Source organism: Fulvitalea axinellae (assembly GCF_036492835.1).
GTDB lineage: Bacteria > Bacteroidota > Bacteroidia > Cytophagales > Cyclobacteriaceae > Fulvitalea > Fulvitalea axinellae.
In genome coordinates this window covers 3,614,407-3,631,710 of record NZ_AP025314.1, presented here as the reverse complement: position 1 = coordinate 3,631,710, position 17,304 = coordinate 3,614,407, and the positions used below count along the sequence as shown (strand labels likewise).

Here is a 17,304-nt window from a genome sequence, read left to right as displayed (position 1 = left end):
ACTCCTAAAGACAAGACGAAATGAAAAATATATTTAAAACCGTTTTGGGCTTGGCCGTAGCTATGATGGCTTTTTCGGGTTGCTCTGACGATGATGAAACGTATTCGGACATTACTGTCTATCCAGTGTTTACGTTGGCGGATGGTGATTTTGCCATCTCTAAAACCGGTCAAGAACTTAAGCATCCCGAATTGAAGGTGACGCTTAGCGGTGAAGAGGTTGAATACAAGACTGAAGACGTTAACTCTTTCGACAAAGAGAAAGAAGGCGTTTACCGTTTCGACCATAGTTACACAAACAAGGACGGCTTTACCCGCGGACAAAGCACTTTTACGGTGAACAGAAAAGGTGAGTTCACTGTGGCTGATATCGAAGGAAAGTACACTTTCGAAGGCGGAGAAGTTACGATTAGCAAATTGGGAGAGGGCGTTATCGCCATTCCTGACGCTTGGCCAACGGGAACGACTATTAAATGTAGAGTAGCCGAAGTGTCTGAAGGTAAAATTGTTGTTTTCCCTGAAAACTCTTCTTTTGGTCCGATTTCAGGATCGGGAGAAATCACGGCAACTGGTTTTACTCTGGATTTTACCCTTGTTTATAACGGGTCGGCACTGGTAAGAAACAATACTTACACAAAGGTGAAGTAATTCTTGGTCTGAAATTAAGTTTTCGAGATATAGAAAGGCTCGCTTCCGAATGGGAGCGAGCCTTTTTCTTTTAATTAGAGATTACAGACGCTTGTTTTTTGAAGTCTTCCAAGTTAATGTCGTCGAAAGAATATTGTTCAGGTAAGCTTTTCGGTTGTTCCGGACTGGCGGGCGTAGGTATTGGAGAGGGTGCTGTCGGTTCGGGTGATTCGCCTCTCAAGTGGATCAGCTCAAACTCTTCTTTTGATCCAAATACAGAGCTGCTGGTGTAGTCATTCAGGGCGGTGGCGCCGGCGACTGGTTCGCTAGGTGATATGTCTTCACCCTCCCGGTGTATTAATTCAAATTCTGTTGGTTTGCCCTTGCAAGTTCCCTCTACAGTCGAGCTTGTCATCTGGCATCTTTCCACGTACTCTTTGTCAGTGTCTACTATTCTGGCGTCACGGTATTTGAAAACAGGTTTTCCTCCTTCTATTTCGTATCCGGGGGCTACTTTCCCCCCTTTTTGCCATACAAAGAGAGCTAATTCTGGCTTAAGTAGAACGCCTCTGCTAAGCCGTCCTCTTCTGGTGAACTCAGTTACGATATAGTCCGGCTTTACGGTGAAATTATGCGTGTAGGCCCGCGAAGCGTATTTCTGGTCTGTCTTCAGGTCAATGTCGAGAATCGGGGCGTGCTTCTTTTCCAGAAAACCCGCTTGGATCGGTTGGCTATTGTTGATGATTCCCTGAAGGTTCCTTTGCGCTTGACACACTGGTCTGTTGTCACAAAAAGTGGCCGTGCCGGTGTTTGAGGGTGGGGAGTGGCTTCGTGCCGATTTTCTGTCGCGATTCAGGAACATTCTGTGTTTTTGTTCTGAAACAGCCGAGCCATTCCTTTGTTTTTCGGTTTGAACTTGAGATAAGGATCTGGTTTTGGATTAAACCAAGGATTTTCCTTGCGGAGGAGTTTGGGGTAAAACAAAAACAGCCGGCTTTCCAAAGCCGGCTGTTTGCTTAGCGAATGAGAATCCCGCTTGTTATTTTTCATCATAAAGAACTTGCGTCACCGTTTGGCCAACGGCTTTCAAGGTCTCTTTACTGATAATCTCCATATTGTCGTTCACCGTATGGTGATAGGCTCCGAAATCATTGCCGTCATAGTTAATGATGTCGATAGCCGGGATCTTGGCAATTGTGTTAACGAACTGGTGGTCATCAGTTACGGCAAAAGCCTTTTTGTTAACGAAATAATGGCTGTAGTTCAGCTTTTTCGCCGTTTTCCATACTTTCCGCAAAATGCTCGGCGCAAATTGCGATGAGGTTCCCTCCTTAAGGAATTTGGCGTCTTTGGCACCCACCATATCCAAGTTGATGCCGTAAAAAGCGGAATAACGGCTAGCGGCGGCTTCTTTTGCCCAATATTGTGAGCCCAAGCACCAGAAAATCTGGTTGTAGTCTCGTTTGCCTTTATAATTTTCGGGCTCTCCCCAATCTTCCCCGTCAAAGAAAACGATGTCAACCCCCACGTTTAGCGTTTCGGGGTTCGCTTGCAAAATCCTGGCAATTTCCAGAATTACGCCTACGCCACTTCCGCCGTCGTCAGCGCCGTCGAATCTGGCCATCGGCTCGTTTTTGTCCTTGTCGGCGAACGGGCGCGTGTCCCAGTGCGCCGACAGCAAGATTCTTTTTTTCCTTTCGGGAAATAACTTGCCGATGATGTTGGTCAGGTAGAGTTTCGTGCCGTCGTAAGTGTTGGCTTCGAAGTTTTGCTCAGTTACCGTGGCGCCGTATTGCTTGAGTTTGGAAGCAAGGTAGGCTCGGCATTGGCGATGCTCCGGAGTGTTTGGGATTCTGGGGCCGAAATCGACTTGTTTCTGGATAAAAGCGTAAGCCGAATCGGCGTTGAAGGCGGGGGCTGGCTTCAGCGTCTGTGCCGGTTCCGACGAGATGTTCTCGTTCTTTTTGGTTTTGGCGCCACAAGCGGCCAGTCCGGCCAAAAGCAAGACGATAATCGCCTTGCTTATTCCCGATTTGAAAAAGTTGTTAAATGTTCTCATCATATGCCCAGTCAATTCTGGTTTTCATGTCTTTGATGACGATCCCTTTCTCTTTCATTTCTCCCCTGATCTCGTCCACTTTGTCATATTCCTTATTCTCTTTTGCTTCTTTGTAAAGTTTCAGCACGATGTCAAGCAGTCCGTCGAACTGGTCAGGCTTTTCGATTTTGAAACCGAGAACGTCCTGGCTGAACGAAAGGAAAGTGTCGATCATCCGCTTGAATGTCTCTTCGCCCAAAGCCGAAGGTTTCAGCTGACCGGTGTCCACCGAGTTGATTTTCTTGAGAAGGTTGAAGAGATGGGCGATGGTTTTCGGTGTGTTGAAATCATCGTTCATGGCTCTGTAGCAGTTGTCGCAGATACCTTCTACTTGCTTGATCGCCTTTTCGTTTAACTCTACGCCTTCTTCCGTTACAAATTCGAGTTTCTCGGCCAAACGGAGTCCGTTCGCCAGTTTGCGGTAGCCTTTTCTGGCCGCTTTCAGAGCTTCGTTTGAGAAATCCAGCGTGCTGGAATAATGCGACTGCAACATAAAGAAACGTACGGTCATCGGGCTGTAGCCTTCGTCCAATACAGGATGGTTGCCGGTGAAAAGTTCCTCGGGCAAAAACGAGTTGCCTTTCGACTTACTCATTTTCGTGCCGTTGACAGTCAGCATGTTCGTATGCATCCAGTATTTGGCCGGCGATTCGCCGTGCGCGCCCACGCATTGCGCTATTTCGCATTCGTGGTGCGGGAATTTCAGGTCCATTCCGCCACCATGGATGTCGAATTTGTCGCCGAGGTATTTGGTGCTCATCACGGAGCATTCCAAGTGCCAGCCGGGGAAGCCGACGCTCCAAGGCGAGTTCCAGCGCATGATGTGCTCGGGAGACGCTTTTTTCCAAAGGGCGAAATCGGCTTTGTTGCGTTTTTCGTTTTGGCCGTCAAGCTCGCGGGTGGTTTCCAGCAAGTCTTCCACTTTGCGGCCGGACAGTATTCCGTAGCTGTGCCCGAGTTCCGAATACTTTTCAATATCGAAATAAACGGAGCCTTCAGATTCGTAAGCTAAACCTTTGTCCAACAGTGTCTGCGTAAGCTCAATCTGCTCGATGATGTGGCCGGTAGCCTGCGGTTCGATGTCCGGAGGCAAAAGGTTCATCGTTTCCGCCACTTGGTGAAAGCCGTTGGTGTAGCGCTGAACCACTTGCATCGGCTCGATATTCTCCGTTTTGGCTTTTTTTGCGATTTTGTCTTCGCCTTCGTCGGCGTCGCTGACCAAGTGCCCCACGTCCGTTATGTTACGGACATAGCGCACTTTGTAGCCCAAATGCTGAAGGTAACGGTAAACGATGTCAAAACTGAGAAACGTGCGGATGTTGCCCAAATGCACGTCACTATATACGGTGGGCCCGCATGCGTACATCCCCACGTGGGGCGCCGAAACAGGCTCGAAAAGCTCCTTTTTCTTGGTAAGCGTATTCTGAATTCTCAATTCTTTAAGCATAAGGGCAAATTTAGCAATAAAACGTATTTGGGCGAATGAATTTTCGTTTATGTGGCGCCCCTGTCCGGTTTAGGGTGCGGGAGCTTGGCCAAACGCGTGCTTTTGGGGTACAGGACTATTTGAAAAGTGCACAAAACGCGGACAGGTGTTTTTTCAATCCCTGAGAAACGCTTCCGCATAAGGGAGAGAAACGGCTAGTATAGGTAAAGCGTTTCAAAATTTGTGTTCAAGTTGATGTTTTTATATATTTGCCATCGAAAATTACGGAATGCGTAAGGGGAGGGGACATCGGGTCCCCTCTTTTCATTTGTTTGTAATATGAAGCAGGAAGAGCTCAAATCATTGATCCGCGAACTGGCCGAAGGCTTGTTGGATAACGAGGAATATTTTGTCGTTGGTGTGGTGTTCGGCTCCGCGCCCGGTAGCGTGTCGGTCAGGATCTTGCTCGATGGCGACAACGGCATTAGCATTGACGAGTGCGGCAAGCTTAGTCGTGCTTTGGGCGACGTTATCGAGGAACGTGAACTTTTTGCCGGAAAATACGTGCTGGAAGTTTCCACTCCCGGAATCGATTACCCTCTGGAAGGCCTCAGACGATACCGCAAGAACATCGGGCGGGTGCTGAAAGTTACCTTTTTGGATAAGGAGGAAAAGCCTGCTAAAGGCGAACTTTTGGCCGTGGACGAAGACTCCATAACGATTAATGAGGAAATAAAGGAGAAAGGTAAGGGGAAAAAGGTTACATTTGCGGAGAAGACGATCCCTTTCGCGGCTATTGAGCAGGCTAAAGTAGTAATCTCATTCTAAACAGGATACAATGGATAGCGCAACGCTGATCGAATCATTTGCTGATTTTGCGAAGAAAAAGAACATCGACCGTCCTACGATGATTCGCATTCTCGAAGACGTCTTCAAGACGATGATTCGGAAAAAATATAATTACGACGACAATTTTGACGTTATCGTCAACTCGGAGAAAGGTGACCTCGAGATCTGGCGTTTCCGCGAAATCGTGGACGACAATTCCGAGGATATCTGGGACCATGACAAAATCAGTCTTTCGGAGGCCAAGAAAATCGAGCCCGATTTCGAAATCGGAGAAGAGGTGGCCGAAGAGATCAAGCTTGAGGATTTCGGTCGCAGAGCCGTTCTTACGGCCCGGCAGACGCTTCTTCAGAAGGTTAAGGATCTTGAGAAAGACCTTCTTTTCCAGAAATATAAGGAGCGTGTAGGGGAAGTTGTGGTAGCTGAGGTTTATCAGGTGCTTGGTCGCGAGGTATTGTTGATCGACAATGATAACAACGAGCTTTCGTTGCCAAAGAACGAGCAAATCCAAAAAGACCGCTTCCGTAAGGGAGATTCTGTAAGGGCCATCGTTCACAAAGTGGAAACCACTAACGGCAACCCGAAAATTGTTCTGTCGCGTACGGCGCCGTCATTCCTTGAAAGACTTTTCGAAAACGAGGTTCCGGAGATCTTCGACGGATTGATTACGATCAAGAAAATCGTTCGTGAGCCGGGCGAGCGCGCCAAAGTGGCCGTTGAGTCTTACGACGAGCGTATCGATCCTGTAGGTGCCTGTGTAGGTATGAAAGGTTCACGGATTCACAGTATCGTTCGTGAATTGAAGAACGAGAACATTGACGTGATTAACTACACGGACAACTTGGAGTTGTTTATCTCTAGGGCGTTGAGTCCGGCCAAAGTGGTGCGTATGGAAGCCAACGAAGACTCTGGTCGCGTGGCCGTGTTCATGAAGCCGGACCAAGTGTCCTTGGCTATCGGAAAAGGCGGACACAATATTCGTTTGGCGAGTAAGCTTGTCGATAAGGAAATCGACGTTTACCGTGAAAACGAAGGAGGGGCAGACGAAGACGTGTTGCTCAGCGAATTCTCTGATGAGATTGATCAGTGGATCATCGACGAGCTCAAGCGTGTCGGTCTCGATACGGCTATGAGTGTGTTGGCCCTGAGTGGCGAAGAGCTCATGAGGCGAACAGACCTCGAAGAGGAAACCATAGAGGAAATAATTAAGATACTCAAACAAGAGTTTGAATAATAATTTTTAGTTAAAACAGGCAAAAAGGCAAAATTTGAGTATGGCAGAAGGAAAAATGATGCGGCTGAACCAAGTGGCTCGGAAGCTTAATGTTGGGACGTCAACCATAGTGGATTTCTTGCGGGGGAAAGGCCACGGGGTAGAGAATAAACCGAACACTAAGATCTCGCCGGAACAGTTTTCATTGTTGCGCAAGGAGTTCGCTTCTTCGGCGATGGATAAGGAAGAGGCTTCCGGATTGAGAATTGGCAAAAGCCATGCGCCTGACGTGGTGATCAAAAACGACACTCCATCCAAGCCTGCCAAAAAGCAGGAGGAAGAGGAGGAACTTTTGATCAAAAGCGTAGGATCTTCATCTTCGAAACAGAAGAAACCCGCACAGGACACTACTGATGCGGATAAAGCCAGCCGTACTCAAGACAAGCCGAAAAAAGAAGAGGAGCGTATTGAGGCTCCGAAGCTTAAAGGAATAAAAGTTTTGGGCAAGGTTGATTTGGACGCCAAGCCGGCGTCTAAGCCAGCGGAAGAGAAAAGGCAACCCGCCAAGTCTGAGCAAAAAAGCTCTGCCGAGAAGCCTGTAAAGGCGGAGCCTGCTAAAGCTAAAAAGCCTGAAGAAACAAAGCCTAAAAAGTCTGATAATCGGCCAGTGAAAGCCCAGGAGCCCCCCGTTGCTGAAAAACCTGCGCAGAAGCCGGCCACCACACGTCAAGAGCCACCTAAGCCTAAGCCGGAGAAAAAACAATCGCCGGAACAGCCCAAAGCGCCTGAGACGTCCGGGGAAGTTGCGAAAACTCCCGATAAAGTAAAGGAAAAAGTGCAACCAGTAGCAACAGAGGAAGAGAAAGTGTCTACAAAAGAAGAAGCGAAGGAGGGGCAGGAGCTGATTGAGGCGAAAGCCGACCAACTGAAGGGATTGACGGTTCTTGGCAAAATTGAATTGCCATCCGAGAAGAAGGGTAAGAAAAAACCGGTTGCTTCTTCTGACGAGAACAAGAACAGAAAGAAAAGACGCCAACGTAAGCGGATTTCGAAACCAGGCGATAACAAGCAGGGCAACAACGCCAACGCCGACAACAAAGGCGGTGCTGATAACAAAGGACGCGATAATAATAATGGCGGACGTCAGCAAGGCAACGGTGGTAATGCGGGCGGAAACCGTGGTGGTGGAAACCGTGGCGGACGTGGTAATTTCCAAGGAGGCCAAGGTGGTCGCAGAGGCCCTGGTGGCCAAGGCGGACCTGGTGGAGCTAGACGTAGGGGCCCAGGAGGTCGCAGACAGCAAACTCCACAGACGGCGGAACTTACCGACAAGCAGATTCAGGAACAAATCAAACAAACGCTTGCCAAGCTCAGCGGTGGTGGACCTAAGAAAGGTGGCCGTGGAGCAGCGAGCCGTTCCAAATATCGTAAAGACAAGCGTGACCGTAGAGCCGAGGCCCATGAGGAGCGCATGCTCCAGGAGGAGAAGGACGCAAGAGTATTGCAGGTAACCGAGTTTATCTCGGCCAGCGACTTGGCATCTCTGATGGACGTGTCTGTCAACGATATCATTTCGACCTGCATGTCGATGGGAATGTTCGTTTCCATCAACCAGCGTCTCGATGCTGAATCGATATCTTTGATCGCCGACGAGTTCGGATTTGACGTGAACTTTAACTCTGCCGAAGACGAGATCGACGTAGAGGAAGTTGAAGATAAGGAAGACGAGTTGATTCCGAGAGCGCCAATCGTGACCATCATGGGACACGTTGACCACGGTAAGACATCTTTGCTTGACTATATCCGTAGCGCCAAGGTAATCGATACCGAGGCCGGTGGTATCACGCAGCACATCGGTGCTTACGACGTGATGACCGACAGCGGAAAACGTGTCGCTTTCCTTGATACACCGGGTCACGAAGCCTTTACGGCCATGCGTGCTCGCGGTGCGAAAGTGACCGACGTGGTAGTTATCGTGGTTGCGGCCGACGACAACGTCATGCCTCAGACTAAGGAAGCTATCAACCACGCCCAAGTGGCTGGTGTGCCGATCGTAATTGCGATCAACAAAGTGGATAAGCCGAATGCGAATCCGGAGAAAATCCGTGAGGAGCTCGCAAATATTAACCTTTTGGTTGAAGACTGGGGCGGTAAATACCAGTGTCAGGAAATTTCGGCCAAAACTGGTCAGGGTGTTGACGACCTGTTGGAGAAAATCCTCCTTGAGGCCGAAGTACTCGAATTGACCGCTAACCCGGATAAGAAAGCCGTAGGTACAGTAGTGGAAGCGTCGCTCGACAAAGGTCGCGGCTATGTTGCTACAATGCTTGTGCAGGGCGGTACGCTGAAAGTCGGAGACGTTATGTTGGCTGGCCAGCACTTCGGTAAAGTGAAAGCGATGTTTGACCATTTGGGAACTCGCCTTCAGGAAGCGCCTCCAGCTACGCCGGTACAGGTGCTCGGACTTGACGGAGCGCCACAAGCGGGTGACCGTTTCAACGTGATGGAAACTGACCGTGAAGCAAGGGAAATCGCTAACAAACGTGAGCAGATCATCCGTGAGCAAAGCATCAGAACCAAGAAGCACATTACACTTGACGAGATCGGACGTCGTTTGGCGATCGGATCGTTTAAAGAGCTTAACGTTATCGTTAAAGGTGATGTGGACGGTTCTGTGGAAGCCCTTTCGGATTCGTTGCTGAAGCTTTCTACCGAGGAAGTACAGGTGAACATCATCCACAAGGCGGTGGGACAGATCTCGGAATCGGACGTTCTTTTGGCCTCGGCCTCAGACGCCATCGTGATCGGTTTCCAAGTTCGTCCTTCGATGGGAGCCAGAAAACTTGCCGAGCAGGAGCAGATCGAAATCCGCTTGTACTCGATTATCTACGACGCCATCAACGAACTCAAGGATGCCATGGAAGGTATGCTTGATCCTGAGATGGAAGAGGTTATCACTGGTAACATCGAGGTTCGCGAAGTCTTCAAGATCTCGAAAGTCGGTACGGTTGCGGGTTGCTACGTTACCGAAGGTTTCATCAAGCGTAATAACCAAATCCGCTTGATCCGCGACGGTATCGTGACTTACACTGGCGACATCGGACAGCTGAAGCGTTTCAAAGACGATGTTTCTGAAGTGAAGAACAACTACGAATGTGGTTTGAGCATCAAGAACTTCAATGACATCAAAGTTGGTGACGTGATCGAAGGTTTCGAAATGAAAGAAGTTAAGCGTAAGCTTTAATAGATATTTACTGAAATACAAAAGCCTTTTCCATTGCGGAGAAGGCTTTTTTTATATCCAAAATCTTGATGATGGAGACCGATACTTTGCCGGAATATTCGAGAGGACAGTTGGCTTTGCGTAATGGGCAAGACAAGCCTGAGATTTGGTGTTCGTACCAAGGCTTGATTTATGATATGACGGAATCGAAGCTTTGGAGAAACGGCAAACACTATGAACATTGGGCTGGCCAAGATTTGACAGAAGAACTAGCTGACGCGCCACATAACGAGCGGGTATTCGCCAAGTATAAACCCATAGCGAGGCTCAAGAACTGGAATCCTCATTGAAAAACAGAGGTGAAAACATCGGGGCGAAACCGTCCGAATCGTTTTCGCCCCCTTAAAAAATCACACGCTATTCCGCTTTTTCCAGCTTCAGGATCTGGCTCCATGAGCGTTTTCCTTGGCTAATTTGCAACAGGTATTCCGCGGGTTTGGCGTTTCGGAGGTTGATATTCTGCATATATTCTCCCTCAAAATCGGCTCTATGATCCAAAAAGATATAATCGCCATTTTTATCCGTAAGGCTGACTTTTAGATCACCCGTTCCCGTCGCAAAGCGCAGGATTAGGTTATCATTTGCCAAAGAGGTTGAGATCGACTTAAAGCTGAATTCTTTGTGATAAGGTGAGGCCTCGGGAAATATTTTGGAAGCGGCCTTATTGTCTATAGGCTTAAGGGCTGTCGTGATTGGAGATGAGAAGAAATTGTTATTGGGCCGTGGTTTTACATTTAAGTTGTTTTTCCCAAAGTGTTTGAACAGCTCGTCGAAATCTCCATTAAAATTTCTGCTCATGCTTTCTACCTTTTCAAAGATATCTTTTTGGAAATCACCATTTCCGAAGAATTGATTAGTACCGGCGCTGTCAATGTTAATAGTTGCGAAATTTGAGTGTTTGCGCTTAAACTCGCTGGTGTCTGCCTTGTAATCTTCCATCGAATGGTAGATTCTTTCGGTGACTTTTTCGTTGCCGTCAGCGTCTCTGGTAATGGATTTTATCTTGATTTCGGTCTTCGGTTGGCTTTGTGCGAAGATAGCGTTGACGCTGAAAAGTGAAAGGAGCAAAAACAGGGAAAGAGAGTAGGCGTGATTTTTCATCGTGTAGAATTTTATTGTAAAGACCTGATTTCGAAAGAAGTAATGATGTTTTTTATATCGGAATGAATTTAATCAAGAATAGTAAAAAAGAGTGATGCCTTACTGTTAAAAAAGGTTAATCGGTTGTGGGTGAGTGCTTTTGATAGGGGGCTTTTAGGAGGGATATTACTATCTCGTGAAAAATAAAAGGTGTATAAGTTTGCGAAAAGAGAAAGGGAAAAAAAGAAAAGGCATACTCCAAGCCTTCATTTTTGAAGAATTGGAATATGCCCTGAAGTGTATTCTTGTAAACCTTAGGCTTTGGAGCAACGGTTTCTCAATAGAAAATCGGCAAGCACCAAAGCGGCCATTCCTTCTACGATAGGCACAGCGCGCGGAACCACACAAGGGTCATGACGGCCTTTGCCACTTACGGTTATGCTTTCGCCGGCTTCGTTTAGGCTTTCCTGATCTTTCATTATAGTGGCTACGGGTTTGAAAGCTACACGGAAATAGATGTCCTGGCCATTCGATATGCCACCCTGAATACCGCCGGAGTAGTTGGTCCGGGTTTTTACCTCGCCGTTTTCTGTGTAGAAAGCGTCGTTGTGCTCGGAACCTCTCATGCTTACGCCTTCAAAACCGCTTCCATATTCGAATCCTTTGGCAGCGTTAATGCTGAGCATGGCCTTTCCTAGTTCGGCGTGTAGGCGGTCGAAAACAGGCTCGCCCAAGCCGGCCGGAGCGCCTTTTATCACTGCGTTTACCACTCCGCCTACAGTGTCACGATCTTTTCTGACAGAATCGATAAACTCTTCCATTTCTTTAGCCATTTCGGCGTCCGGACAGCGTACGATATTGTCTTCTGTCTTCGAAAGGTCGAGTTCGGTGTATGGCTTGTCGAGTTTCAATCCGCCCACCTGCGATACGTAGGCGCTGATTTCGATACCGTGTTGTCTGAGGAAAAGCTTGGCCAAAGCGCCGGCGGCAACCCGGGCGGCCGTTTCGCGAGCGGAGCTTCTTCCTCCGCCGCGGTAATCTCTTACTCCGTATTTCTCGGTGTAAGTATAGTCGGCGTGGGATGGGCGATAGCGGTCCGCAATGTGCGAATAATCTTTGCTGCGTTGGTCTTGGTTGAAAATCACCAGGCTTATCGGCGTGCCGGTGGTTTTTCCCTCAAAGACTCCCGAAAGTACTTGGAACTCGTCCTTTTCGTCACGCTGGGTTGTAATGCGTGACTGGCCGGGCTTTCTGCGAAGGAGTTCGTTCTGTATGAACTCCTCGTCGAAGTCGATTCCCGCCGGGCATCCGTCAATGACAACGCCAATGGCCTTGCCGTGGGATTCCCCGAAGGTGGTGATTCGGAACTGGTGTCCGTATGAATTGTTCATTTGGCAATGCGAATAAAGTTTCGAAAAAGTGCGATTGCCGTAAAATTAAGGTTTAGTGGGGATTAAAAAAAGAACGCCGAGCTTCAGAAGCGCATCCGTGTTCCGCATAAAGCCCGGCGTTGGTAGTCGTTCCGTCTTATTTTCTCATGACAAACCCAATTGTAAAGGCTATCACGAGTAAAAGAGCGATATTCATAAACCAGAGGAAATAATCCGTCCTGTTGCGGTCTTTGAGCCGATTGTTGGCGTTCATGGCCATATCCTGCAAATCGGTTTCACTGTCCGTAAGCGTCTTCTTCGGCGACAGGCTTTCACCCTTTACATGCAACGTGATTCGGGGACTGAGTGTATCGTATTTTTCCCTGATCGGATCAAAATATACCCATTGGAATTTCTTGGAAAGATCATACGTTCCGGGGTCCTCGGCCACTATGTAATAGTTGAACGATTTGTATCCGTATACCGAACTGTTGTTACGCTTAATATTTTCCGAGATTTCGGGCGGAAAAACGTTCAAAGAGTCCGTTTCCGGAATGTTTGGGGGAGTGATCGCCGCGATGTTTCCTTTGCCAGAAATCGAAAATCCGAAGCTTGTGCTTTCCCCGGTCTGCAACTTCTTTTTGCCTATTTTTTCGTTGAGACGGTATTGGCCGACAGCCACTGCTTCATCGCCGGGATATGGCGGAAGCGGTTTTACTTTGATAGTTTTCGCCTTGGTATGGAATGTTTTCAGATCCGATTTTTGGCTTTGGATTCCGAATGTTCTACGACGGGCAAACTTAAGTTTGCTCATGGTCAACGGCACTGACGGGATCTCAATGTCTTCGTCGTTGAGAGGGAAATAGGTCGCTTGGAAAAGCCTGTACCGTATAAAACGTTTTTTGCCAACCTGAACCGGCTCGCCTTTAGGGTTTTGCAAGTTAAAGTTTTCTTCCCAAGCGTTGTTAGGCTTTATCGCCTTGATTATTTCCGATAGCTGTTCGTTGATTTTATATAATCTAAACGGCATCGGGCCACTGTCGGCGACATAGAATTCCAAGGCCAAATTAACGCCTTCTCCTTCGTAAATTTCAGTTTTAGAGGGTGTTATGGCGATGAAAGCGTCTGTTTTTACTTCAATGTATTCCTGCGGTTCGGGTTCACGGAACGGGTCGTCAAACCCGAAAGGATCAAAGAAGCTTCTGCGTCGTCTTTGGCGTTGGATAGGCGGGCCTACTTTGATAGTCTTGCCCTGCGAACTGATTTTTTTCCCGTTTACGTTTATCGAGAATGGCTTAAGCGTAAAGGTTCCTTGCTTTTCGGGGAGATAACTTTGCTGGATGCTATGGCTAACGCTCATCTGCCCGTTCATGATGTTTGTCGAGGTGGAAGAGGAGGCGCCTCTCTTTGTGAATCCGTCGATCTCCGGAAAAGTTCCGTAAGATTTCATTTGGCCGTTCTTCACGACAATAGTGATATAGAAAGCCTGGTTTTGGGCGATTTCGCTTGGTCCCAATTCCAGATGGATGTCCTGAGCCCAAGAGGGGCCGGCAAACGAAAAAAGAAACAGAAGGCAAATACCCAAATATCTCATCCGCGACGCTTTAAATATAAATTTTGAATCGTTAGTGTCTATGTAGTCCATTGTGGGCATAAATAAACATTTTTGATGACTCGGGCAAGCTAGCGACGGCCTGAAGGTCTAAAAAAATGTTAAAGTTTTCCGCTTTTTTCAGGTGTTTACATCGTATTGGTTGAAGCTTGGAAATAGTGGCAATTTCATATTTTGAAAGCAACTTTTAATTGGGGCTTGCGTATATCTTGATGGGTGATAAAAAATTTCTTTGACATGCTAAAGTACTGTAAAACTATCCTTACAAAGGTTAGCTTTGACATCGCTCTTTTTGAGAAAGAGTTGAGAAAAGCTATCGGGATTTTGGTGCCAGGAGAGAGAGAGGAGCTGAGAAGTTGGTGCTTTGTCGAATTTGGGCAAAGCCAAGCGCACGGACCGATTTTGCATCGGTATTTTTCTTGAAACTAGTGCCTAAGCGAATTAAAAAAACATTGTGACAAAACCATGGGGCGTAAAAAAGTTGCGCCCCAAAGGTGTATCCTTCCAGACAGATTTTTTAGCGATATAAAAAATAAGGCGACACGGTCTTTAATTATGTTTTTTGTGCTTTCCTTTCCATAATCTTGCTTATTTCTTAGTTTTGGTCGTACAAAAAAAGAAAAAGCTATGTTGGAAGCACCGATTGGCGAAGGCGCGAACACCTTTATCTGGATTTTCTGTATTCTGGTCGGATTCGTTAAGGCTTTGATGGTCTTGGACGTATTCTACGGCAATAAAAAGAAGACCGAGCACTAAGCTGTTCGCACACCACTACCTAAAACAAGCAAGGCTACCCTGAGGGCAGCCTTTTTTTGTATATCAGTTTTTTTCGTTTACCAATCGCCGAATAGCGTGGCCTGAGTGCCGGTGTTCGGTGGCGAAACGTTGAGGTGTTCGTATGCCGCTTGCGTAGCTTCCCTTCCTCTGGCGGTGCGTTTTATGTATCCCTCCTTTATCAAGAACGGTTCGTAAACTTCCTCGATCGTTTCGGCTTCCTCACCGCATGCCGTGGCAATGGTCGAAAGCCCGACAGGCCCGCCTTTGAATTTGAGGATAATGGTGGACAGAATGCGGTTGTCCATCTCGTCAAGCCCATTGTGGTCCACGTCCAAGGCGCTGAGAGCCATTTCAGCTATCGCTTGGTTGATTCTCCCGTCGCCTTTGATTTCGGCGAAGTCGCGGGTACGCCGAAGAAGGTTGTTGGCGATACGTGGTGTGCCTCGGCTCCTTCTGGCTATTTCGTAAGCGGCGTCTTTGTCTACGGGAGTTCCGAGTATGCCACAGGCTCTTTCCACGATTCCCGAGAGTATTTCGGCGTCATAATATTCCAATCTGGCGTTGATGCCGAAACGCGCCCTGAGCGGAGCGGTAAGTAATCCGGAACGTGTCGTGGCGCCGATTAATGTAAACGGACTCAGGCCTATCTGTACCGTACGGGCGTTCGGGCCTGAATCGAGCATAATGTCGATTTTGTAATCTTCCATAGCCGAATACAGATACTCTTCCACTACGGGATTGAGTCGGTGTATCTCGTCGATAAAGAGTACGTCGTTGGCCTCCAGATTGGTCAGCAGTCCTGCCAAATCGCCGGGTTTGTCGAGTACCGGGCCCGAGGTGATCTTTATTTCCGCCTCCAGTTCGTTTGCCACGATATTGGAAAGGGTGGTTTTGCCCAAACCCGGAGGGCCGTGCAAAAGCACATGGTCCAGAGGCTCTTGCCGGCGCTTGGCCGCGGCGACAAAGATTTTCAGGTTCTCCAATACCTTTTCCTGTCCCGTAAAGTCGTCAAACGACAGGGGGCGCAGTGCTTTTTCTATTTCCTGTTCGGCAGAAGAGAGGTTTTCCCCGTCGCCGCTGAGATAATCCTCACGCATATTCCATATGGCTTGGGCTGGAATATTTCCGGCCGTTAGTTCGCTAGATTGTTTCCGGAAGGGTATTGTTCCTATGTCGGAAAACTTAAAATTACGGTATTAGCCTGAGAATTCCCATTGCGAAGCGAAGCGATCGGTTGGCGGAAAGAACAAGAAATGATAACCCTCCGGCGTTTTGTCCGTAGAGATAGAGAATACTTTATAGATATGATAAGATTTGTTTTACTGACGCTGTCCTTTCTGTTGTTGAAAGGTAGCGGATATGCGAAAGTTGGTTCAATGGAAACTGATAAAGGAAAAGAGGTTGCCGTATTCGGTGCCGGGTGCTTTTGGTGTGTGGAGGCTGTTTTCCAAGAATTGAAAGGCGTAGAGTCCGTGGAAGCGGGGTATACGGGTGGCGGGGTCAAAAACCCAACGTACCGCCAGATCTGTACAGGACTGACGGGGCACGCCGAGGTGGCCAAGGTGGTGTTTGATCCCGGACAAGTGAGCTTCGCCGATTTGCTTCAGGTCTTTTGGTCAACGCATGACCCTACGACATTGAACAGGCAAGGGGCCGATAAAGGGACGCAGTATCGTTCGGCCGTGTTTTATACGTCGGAAGAGCAAAAGCGGGAAGCGGAGAAGTTTAAAAACGAGCTGAACGAGAAAGACGTCTTTGGGAAGCCTGTTGTGACGGAAATAACCGCGTTGGGCGATTATTATCCGGCCGAGAATTACCACCAAGATTATTATGATAACAACAAGGATGCGGGCTATTGCCAAGTGGTAATCAAACCCAAATTAGAAAAGCTCAGAAAAGTGTTTTCAGACAAGCTGAAAGACTAAGGATAAACCTGAGAGGTAAAACAAAAAAGCCCGGGCGCAGAGTAGCGTCCGGGCTTTTTTCCGATATGGACATCGGTTAACGGTGAATATCGATTGTATAAACGAATTTGTCTCCTCTATAATAGCAGATATTGTACTCGATCGGCCTGTTGCCCGGATCATAGACTTCCCTTTTTCGGGTGAGGATGGCGTCGCCATTCTTGATCTTGAGTTTTTCGGCTAAGTTTTGGTCCGCCAAATCGGCTTGGAGTTCCTCGCGGGAAAGCGACGGCACGGTTGAGCAATCTTGTTCAAGGATCTCGTAAAGAGGTCTAGTAAAATCCTCTTCGCCCGTTAGGCCTACGCGGGGATGGAAATAGGAAACAAACCAAACGATAGGCCCTTCGTCCGTGCCGCGGACTTTGGAAAGGCGGGTTACCGTAGTGCCGGGTTCTATGCGGAGCTTATTGGCCACGTCCTTGTCGGCTTTAACCTGATCGGCCAAAATCTCGAACTCAACCACCTCTTTGCCCAAACGCTTCATTTCGTTGCGGAAGCTAGTCCAGTTTTCCAATTGGGTGGAAAGCTGTTTTTTGATAACGCGCGTACCCACGCCTTTTTTTCTGGACAACAGACCTTCGAACACCAGCTTGTTGATGGCCTGCCTCAGTGTGTTGCGCGATATCCCCAGTCTTTTGGCCAAGTCTACCTCGTTAGGCAAAAGGCGTCCTTCCTTCTGGTATTCGTCTTGGATAATAAGCTCCTTCAAAAGCGCCTCGGCTTGCGCATGCAAGGGTACCGGGCTGTTATGGTCTATTTTTAATTCCATTTTTTAGGGAAAAAGAGTGGGCGTGAAAACTTAAAAGCTTAGGCCAAGGACAAAAATACACTTTTTTGTTTAGAATGACTGATTCTGGTTGACAGAGGAAAGCCTTTCCTTGTGATTTTCCCGATACCTTGCCCGATGGATTGGTATTTGTGATTTAAATTGTATATTTGTTCAAACATATAAGGCTTCCGGTTTTTCGGACAGCGCATAATTTCCATTGTCAAAACATAGAAAAACGCT

General features: G+C 47.8%; 16 protein-coding genes. 8 read left to right on the top strand and 8 right to left on the bottom strand.

The window, feature by feature from the left end:
* The first annotated feature begins 20 nt into the window (after positions 1 to 20).
* Positions 21 to 647 carry a hypothetical protein gene (locus AABK39_RS13730; RefSeq protein ID WP_338391909.1) on the top strand — a complete coding sequence of 209 codons (627 nt, stop codon included), beginning with the start codon at positions 21 to 23 and terminating at the stop codon, positions 645 to 647.
* A gap of 70 nt (positions 648 to 717) precedes the next feature.
* Here the strand turns inward: AABK39_RS13730 and AABK39_RS13725 are convergent, their stop codons facing one another.
* From AABK39_RS13725 to cysS, 3 genes are all read right to left on the bottom strand, one after another.
* Positions 718 to 1,488 carry a hypothetical protein gene (locus AABK39_RS13725; protein WP_338391908.1) on the bottom strand — a complete coding sequence of 257 codons (771 nt, stop codon included), beginning with the start codon at positions 1,486 to 1,488 and terminating at the stop codon, positions 718 to 720.
* Positions 1,489 to 1,665: 177 nt separating this feature from the next.
* Complete coding sequence (locus AABK39_RS13720; protein ID WP_338391907.1) at positions 1,666 to 2,688, bottom strand: M28 family peptidase; 1,023 nt, start codon at positions 2,686 to 2,688, stop codon at positions 1,666 to 1,668.
* Positions 2,672 to 4,171, bottom strand: coding sequence for a cysteine--tRNA ligase (gene cysS / locus AABK39_RS13715; RefSeq protein WP_338391906.1), 1,500 nt, complete (start codon positions 4,169 to 4,171; stop codon positions 2,672 to 2,674). Before cysS ends, AABK39_RS13720 begins: the two co-directional genes overlap by 17 nt.
* A gap of 318 nt (positions 4,172 to 4,489) precedes the next feature.
* Here cysS and AABK39_RS13710 point away from each other — a divergent pair, with 318 nt between their 5' ends.
* The 4 genes from AABK39_RS13710 to AABK39_RS13695 all read left to right on the top strand — a co-directional run bounded on the left by AABK39_RS13710 (position 4,490) and on the right by AABK39_RS13695 (position 9,782).
* Positions 4,490 to 4,978, top strand: a complete 489-nt coding sequence (locus AABK39_RS13710) for a ribosome maturation factor RimP (protein WP_338391905.1) — start codon at positions 4,490 to 4,492, stop codon at positions 4,976 to 4,978.
* Positions 4,979 to 4,988: 10 nt separating this feature from the next.
* Positions 4,989 to 6,230, top strand: coding sequence for a transcription termination factor NusA (nusA, locus tag AABK39_RS13705; protein WP_338391904.1), 1,242 nt, complete (start codon positions 4,989 to 4,991; stop codon positions 6,228 to 6,230).
* 40 nt (positions 6,231 to 6,270) lie between these two features.
* Complete coding sequence (gene infB, locus AABK39_RS13700; protein ID WP_338391903.1) at positions 6,271 to 9,453, top strand: translation initiation factor IF-2; 3,183 nt, start codon at positions 6,271 to 6,273, stop codon at positions 9,451 to 9,453.
* A gap of 71 nt (positions 9,454 to 9,524) precedes the next feature.
* The gene (locus AABK39_RS13695; protein ID WP_338394690.1) at positions 9,525 to 9,782 is read left to right on the top strand and encodes a cytochrome b5 domain-containing protein; all 258 of its coding nucleotides are present in this window, start codon (positions 9,525 to 9,527) and stop codon (positions 9,780 to 9,782) included.
* A gap of 67 nt (positions 9,783 to 9,849) precedes the next feature.
* Here the strand turns inward: AABK39_RS13695 and AABK39_RS13690 are convergent, their stop codons facing one another.
* The 3 genes from AABK39_RS13690 to AABK39_RS13680 all read right to left on the bottom strand — a co-directional run bounded on the left by AABK39_RS13690 (position 9,850) and on the right by AABK39_RS13680 (position 13,536).
* The gene (locus AABK39_RS13690) at positions 9,850 to 10,593 is read right to left on the bottom strand and encodes a hypothetical protein (RefSeq protein WP_338391902.1); all 744 of its coding nucleotides are present in this window, start codon (positions 10,591 to 10,593) and stop codon (positions 9,850 to 9,852) included.
* A 293-nt stretch (positions 10,594 to 10,886) separates the two neighbouring features.
* Positions 10,887 to 11,963, bottom strand: a complete 1,077-nt coding sequence (gene aroC / locus AABK39_RS13685; RefSeq protein ID WP_338391901.1) for a chorismate synthase — start codon at positions 11,961 to 11,963, stop codon at positions 10,887 to 10,889.
* A gap of 136 nt (positions 11,964 to 12,099) precedes the next feature.
* Positions 12,100 to 13,536, bottom strand: coding sequence for a BatD family protein (locus AABK39_RS13680; RefSeq protein ID WP_338391900.1), 1,437 nt, complete (start codon positions 13,534 to 13,536; stop codon positions 12,100 to 12,102).
* Between the two features lie 255 nt (positions 13,537 to 13,791).
* Here AABK39_RS13680 and AABK39_RS13675 point away from each other — a divergent pair, with 255 nt between their 5' ends.
* Positions 13,792 to 13,977 carry a hypothetical protein gene (locus AABK39_RS13675; protein WP_338391899.1) on the top strand — a complete coding sequence of 62 codons (186 nt, stop codon included), beginning with the start codon at positions 13,792 to 13,794 and terminating at the stop codon, positions 13,975 to 13,977.
* A gap of 204 nt (positions 13,978 to 14,181) precedes the next feature.
* Positions 14,182 to 14,310, top strand: a complete 129-nt coding sequence (locus AABK39_RS13670) for a hypothetical protein (RefSeq protein WP_338391898.1) — start codon at positions 14,182 to 14,184, stop codon at positions 14,308 to 14,310.
* A 77-nt stretch (positions 14,311 to 14,387) separates the two neighbouring features.
* Here the strand turns inward: AABK39_RS13670 and ruvB are convergent, their stop codons facing one another.
* Positions 14,388 to 15,428, bottom strand: a complete 1,041-nt coding sequence (gene ruvB / locus AABK39_RS13665; protein WP_338391897.1) for a Holliday junction branch migration DNA helicase RuvB — start codon at positions 15,426 to 15,428, stop codon at positions 14,388 to 14,390.
* 207 nt (positions 15,429 to 15,635) lie between these two features.
* Between ruvB and msrA the strand changes: the two genes are divergently transcribed.
* Entirely contained in the window at positions 15,636 to 16,256 is a 621-nt protein-coding gene (msrA, locus tag AABK39_RS13660; RefSeq protein ID WP_338391896.1) for a peptide-methionine (S)-S-oxide reductase MsrA, read from the top strand.
* A gap of 76 nt (positions 16,257 to 16,332) precedes the next feature.
* Here msrA and AABK39_RS13655 read toward each other — a convergent pair whose 3' ends face one another.
* Positions 16,333 to 17,064, bottom strand: a complete 732-nt coding sequence (locus tag AABK39_RS13655; RefSeq protein WP_338391895.1) for a GntR family transcriptional regulator — start codon at positions 17,062 to 17,064, stop codon at positions 16,333 to 16,335.
* Positions 17,065 to 17,304 lie beyond the last annotated feature (240 nt).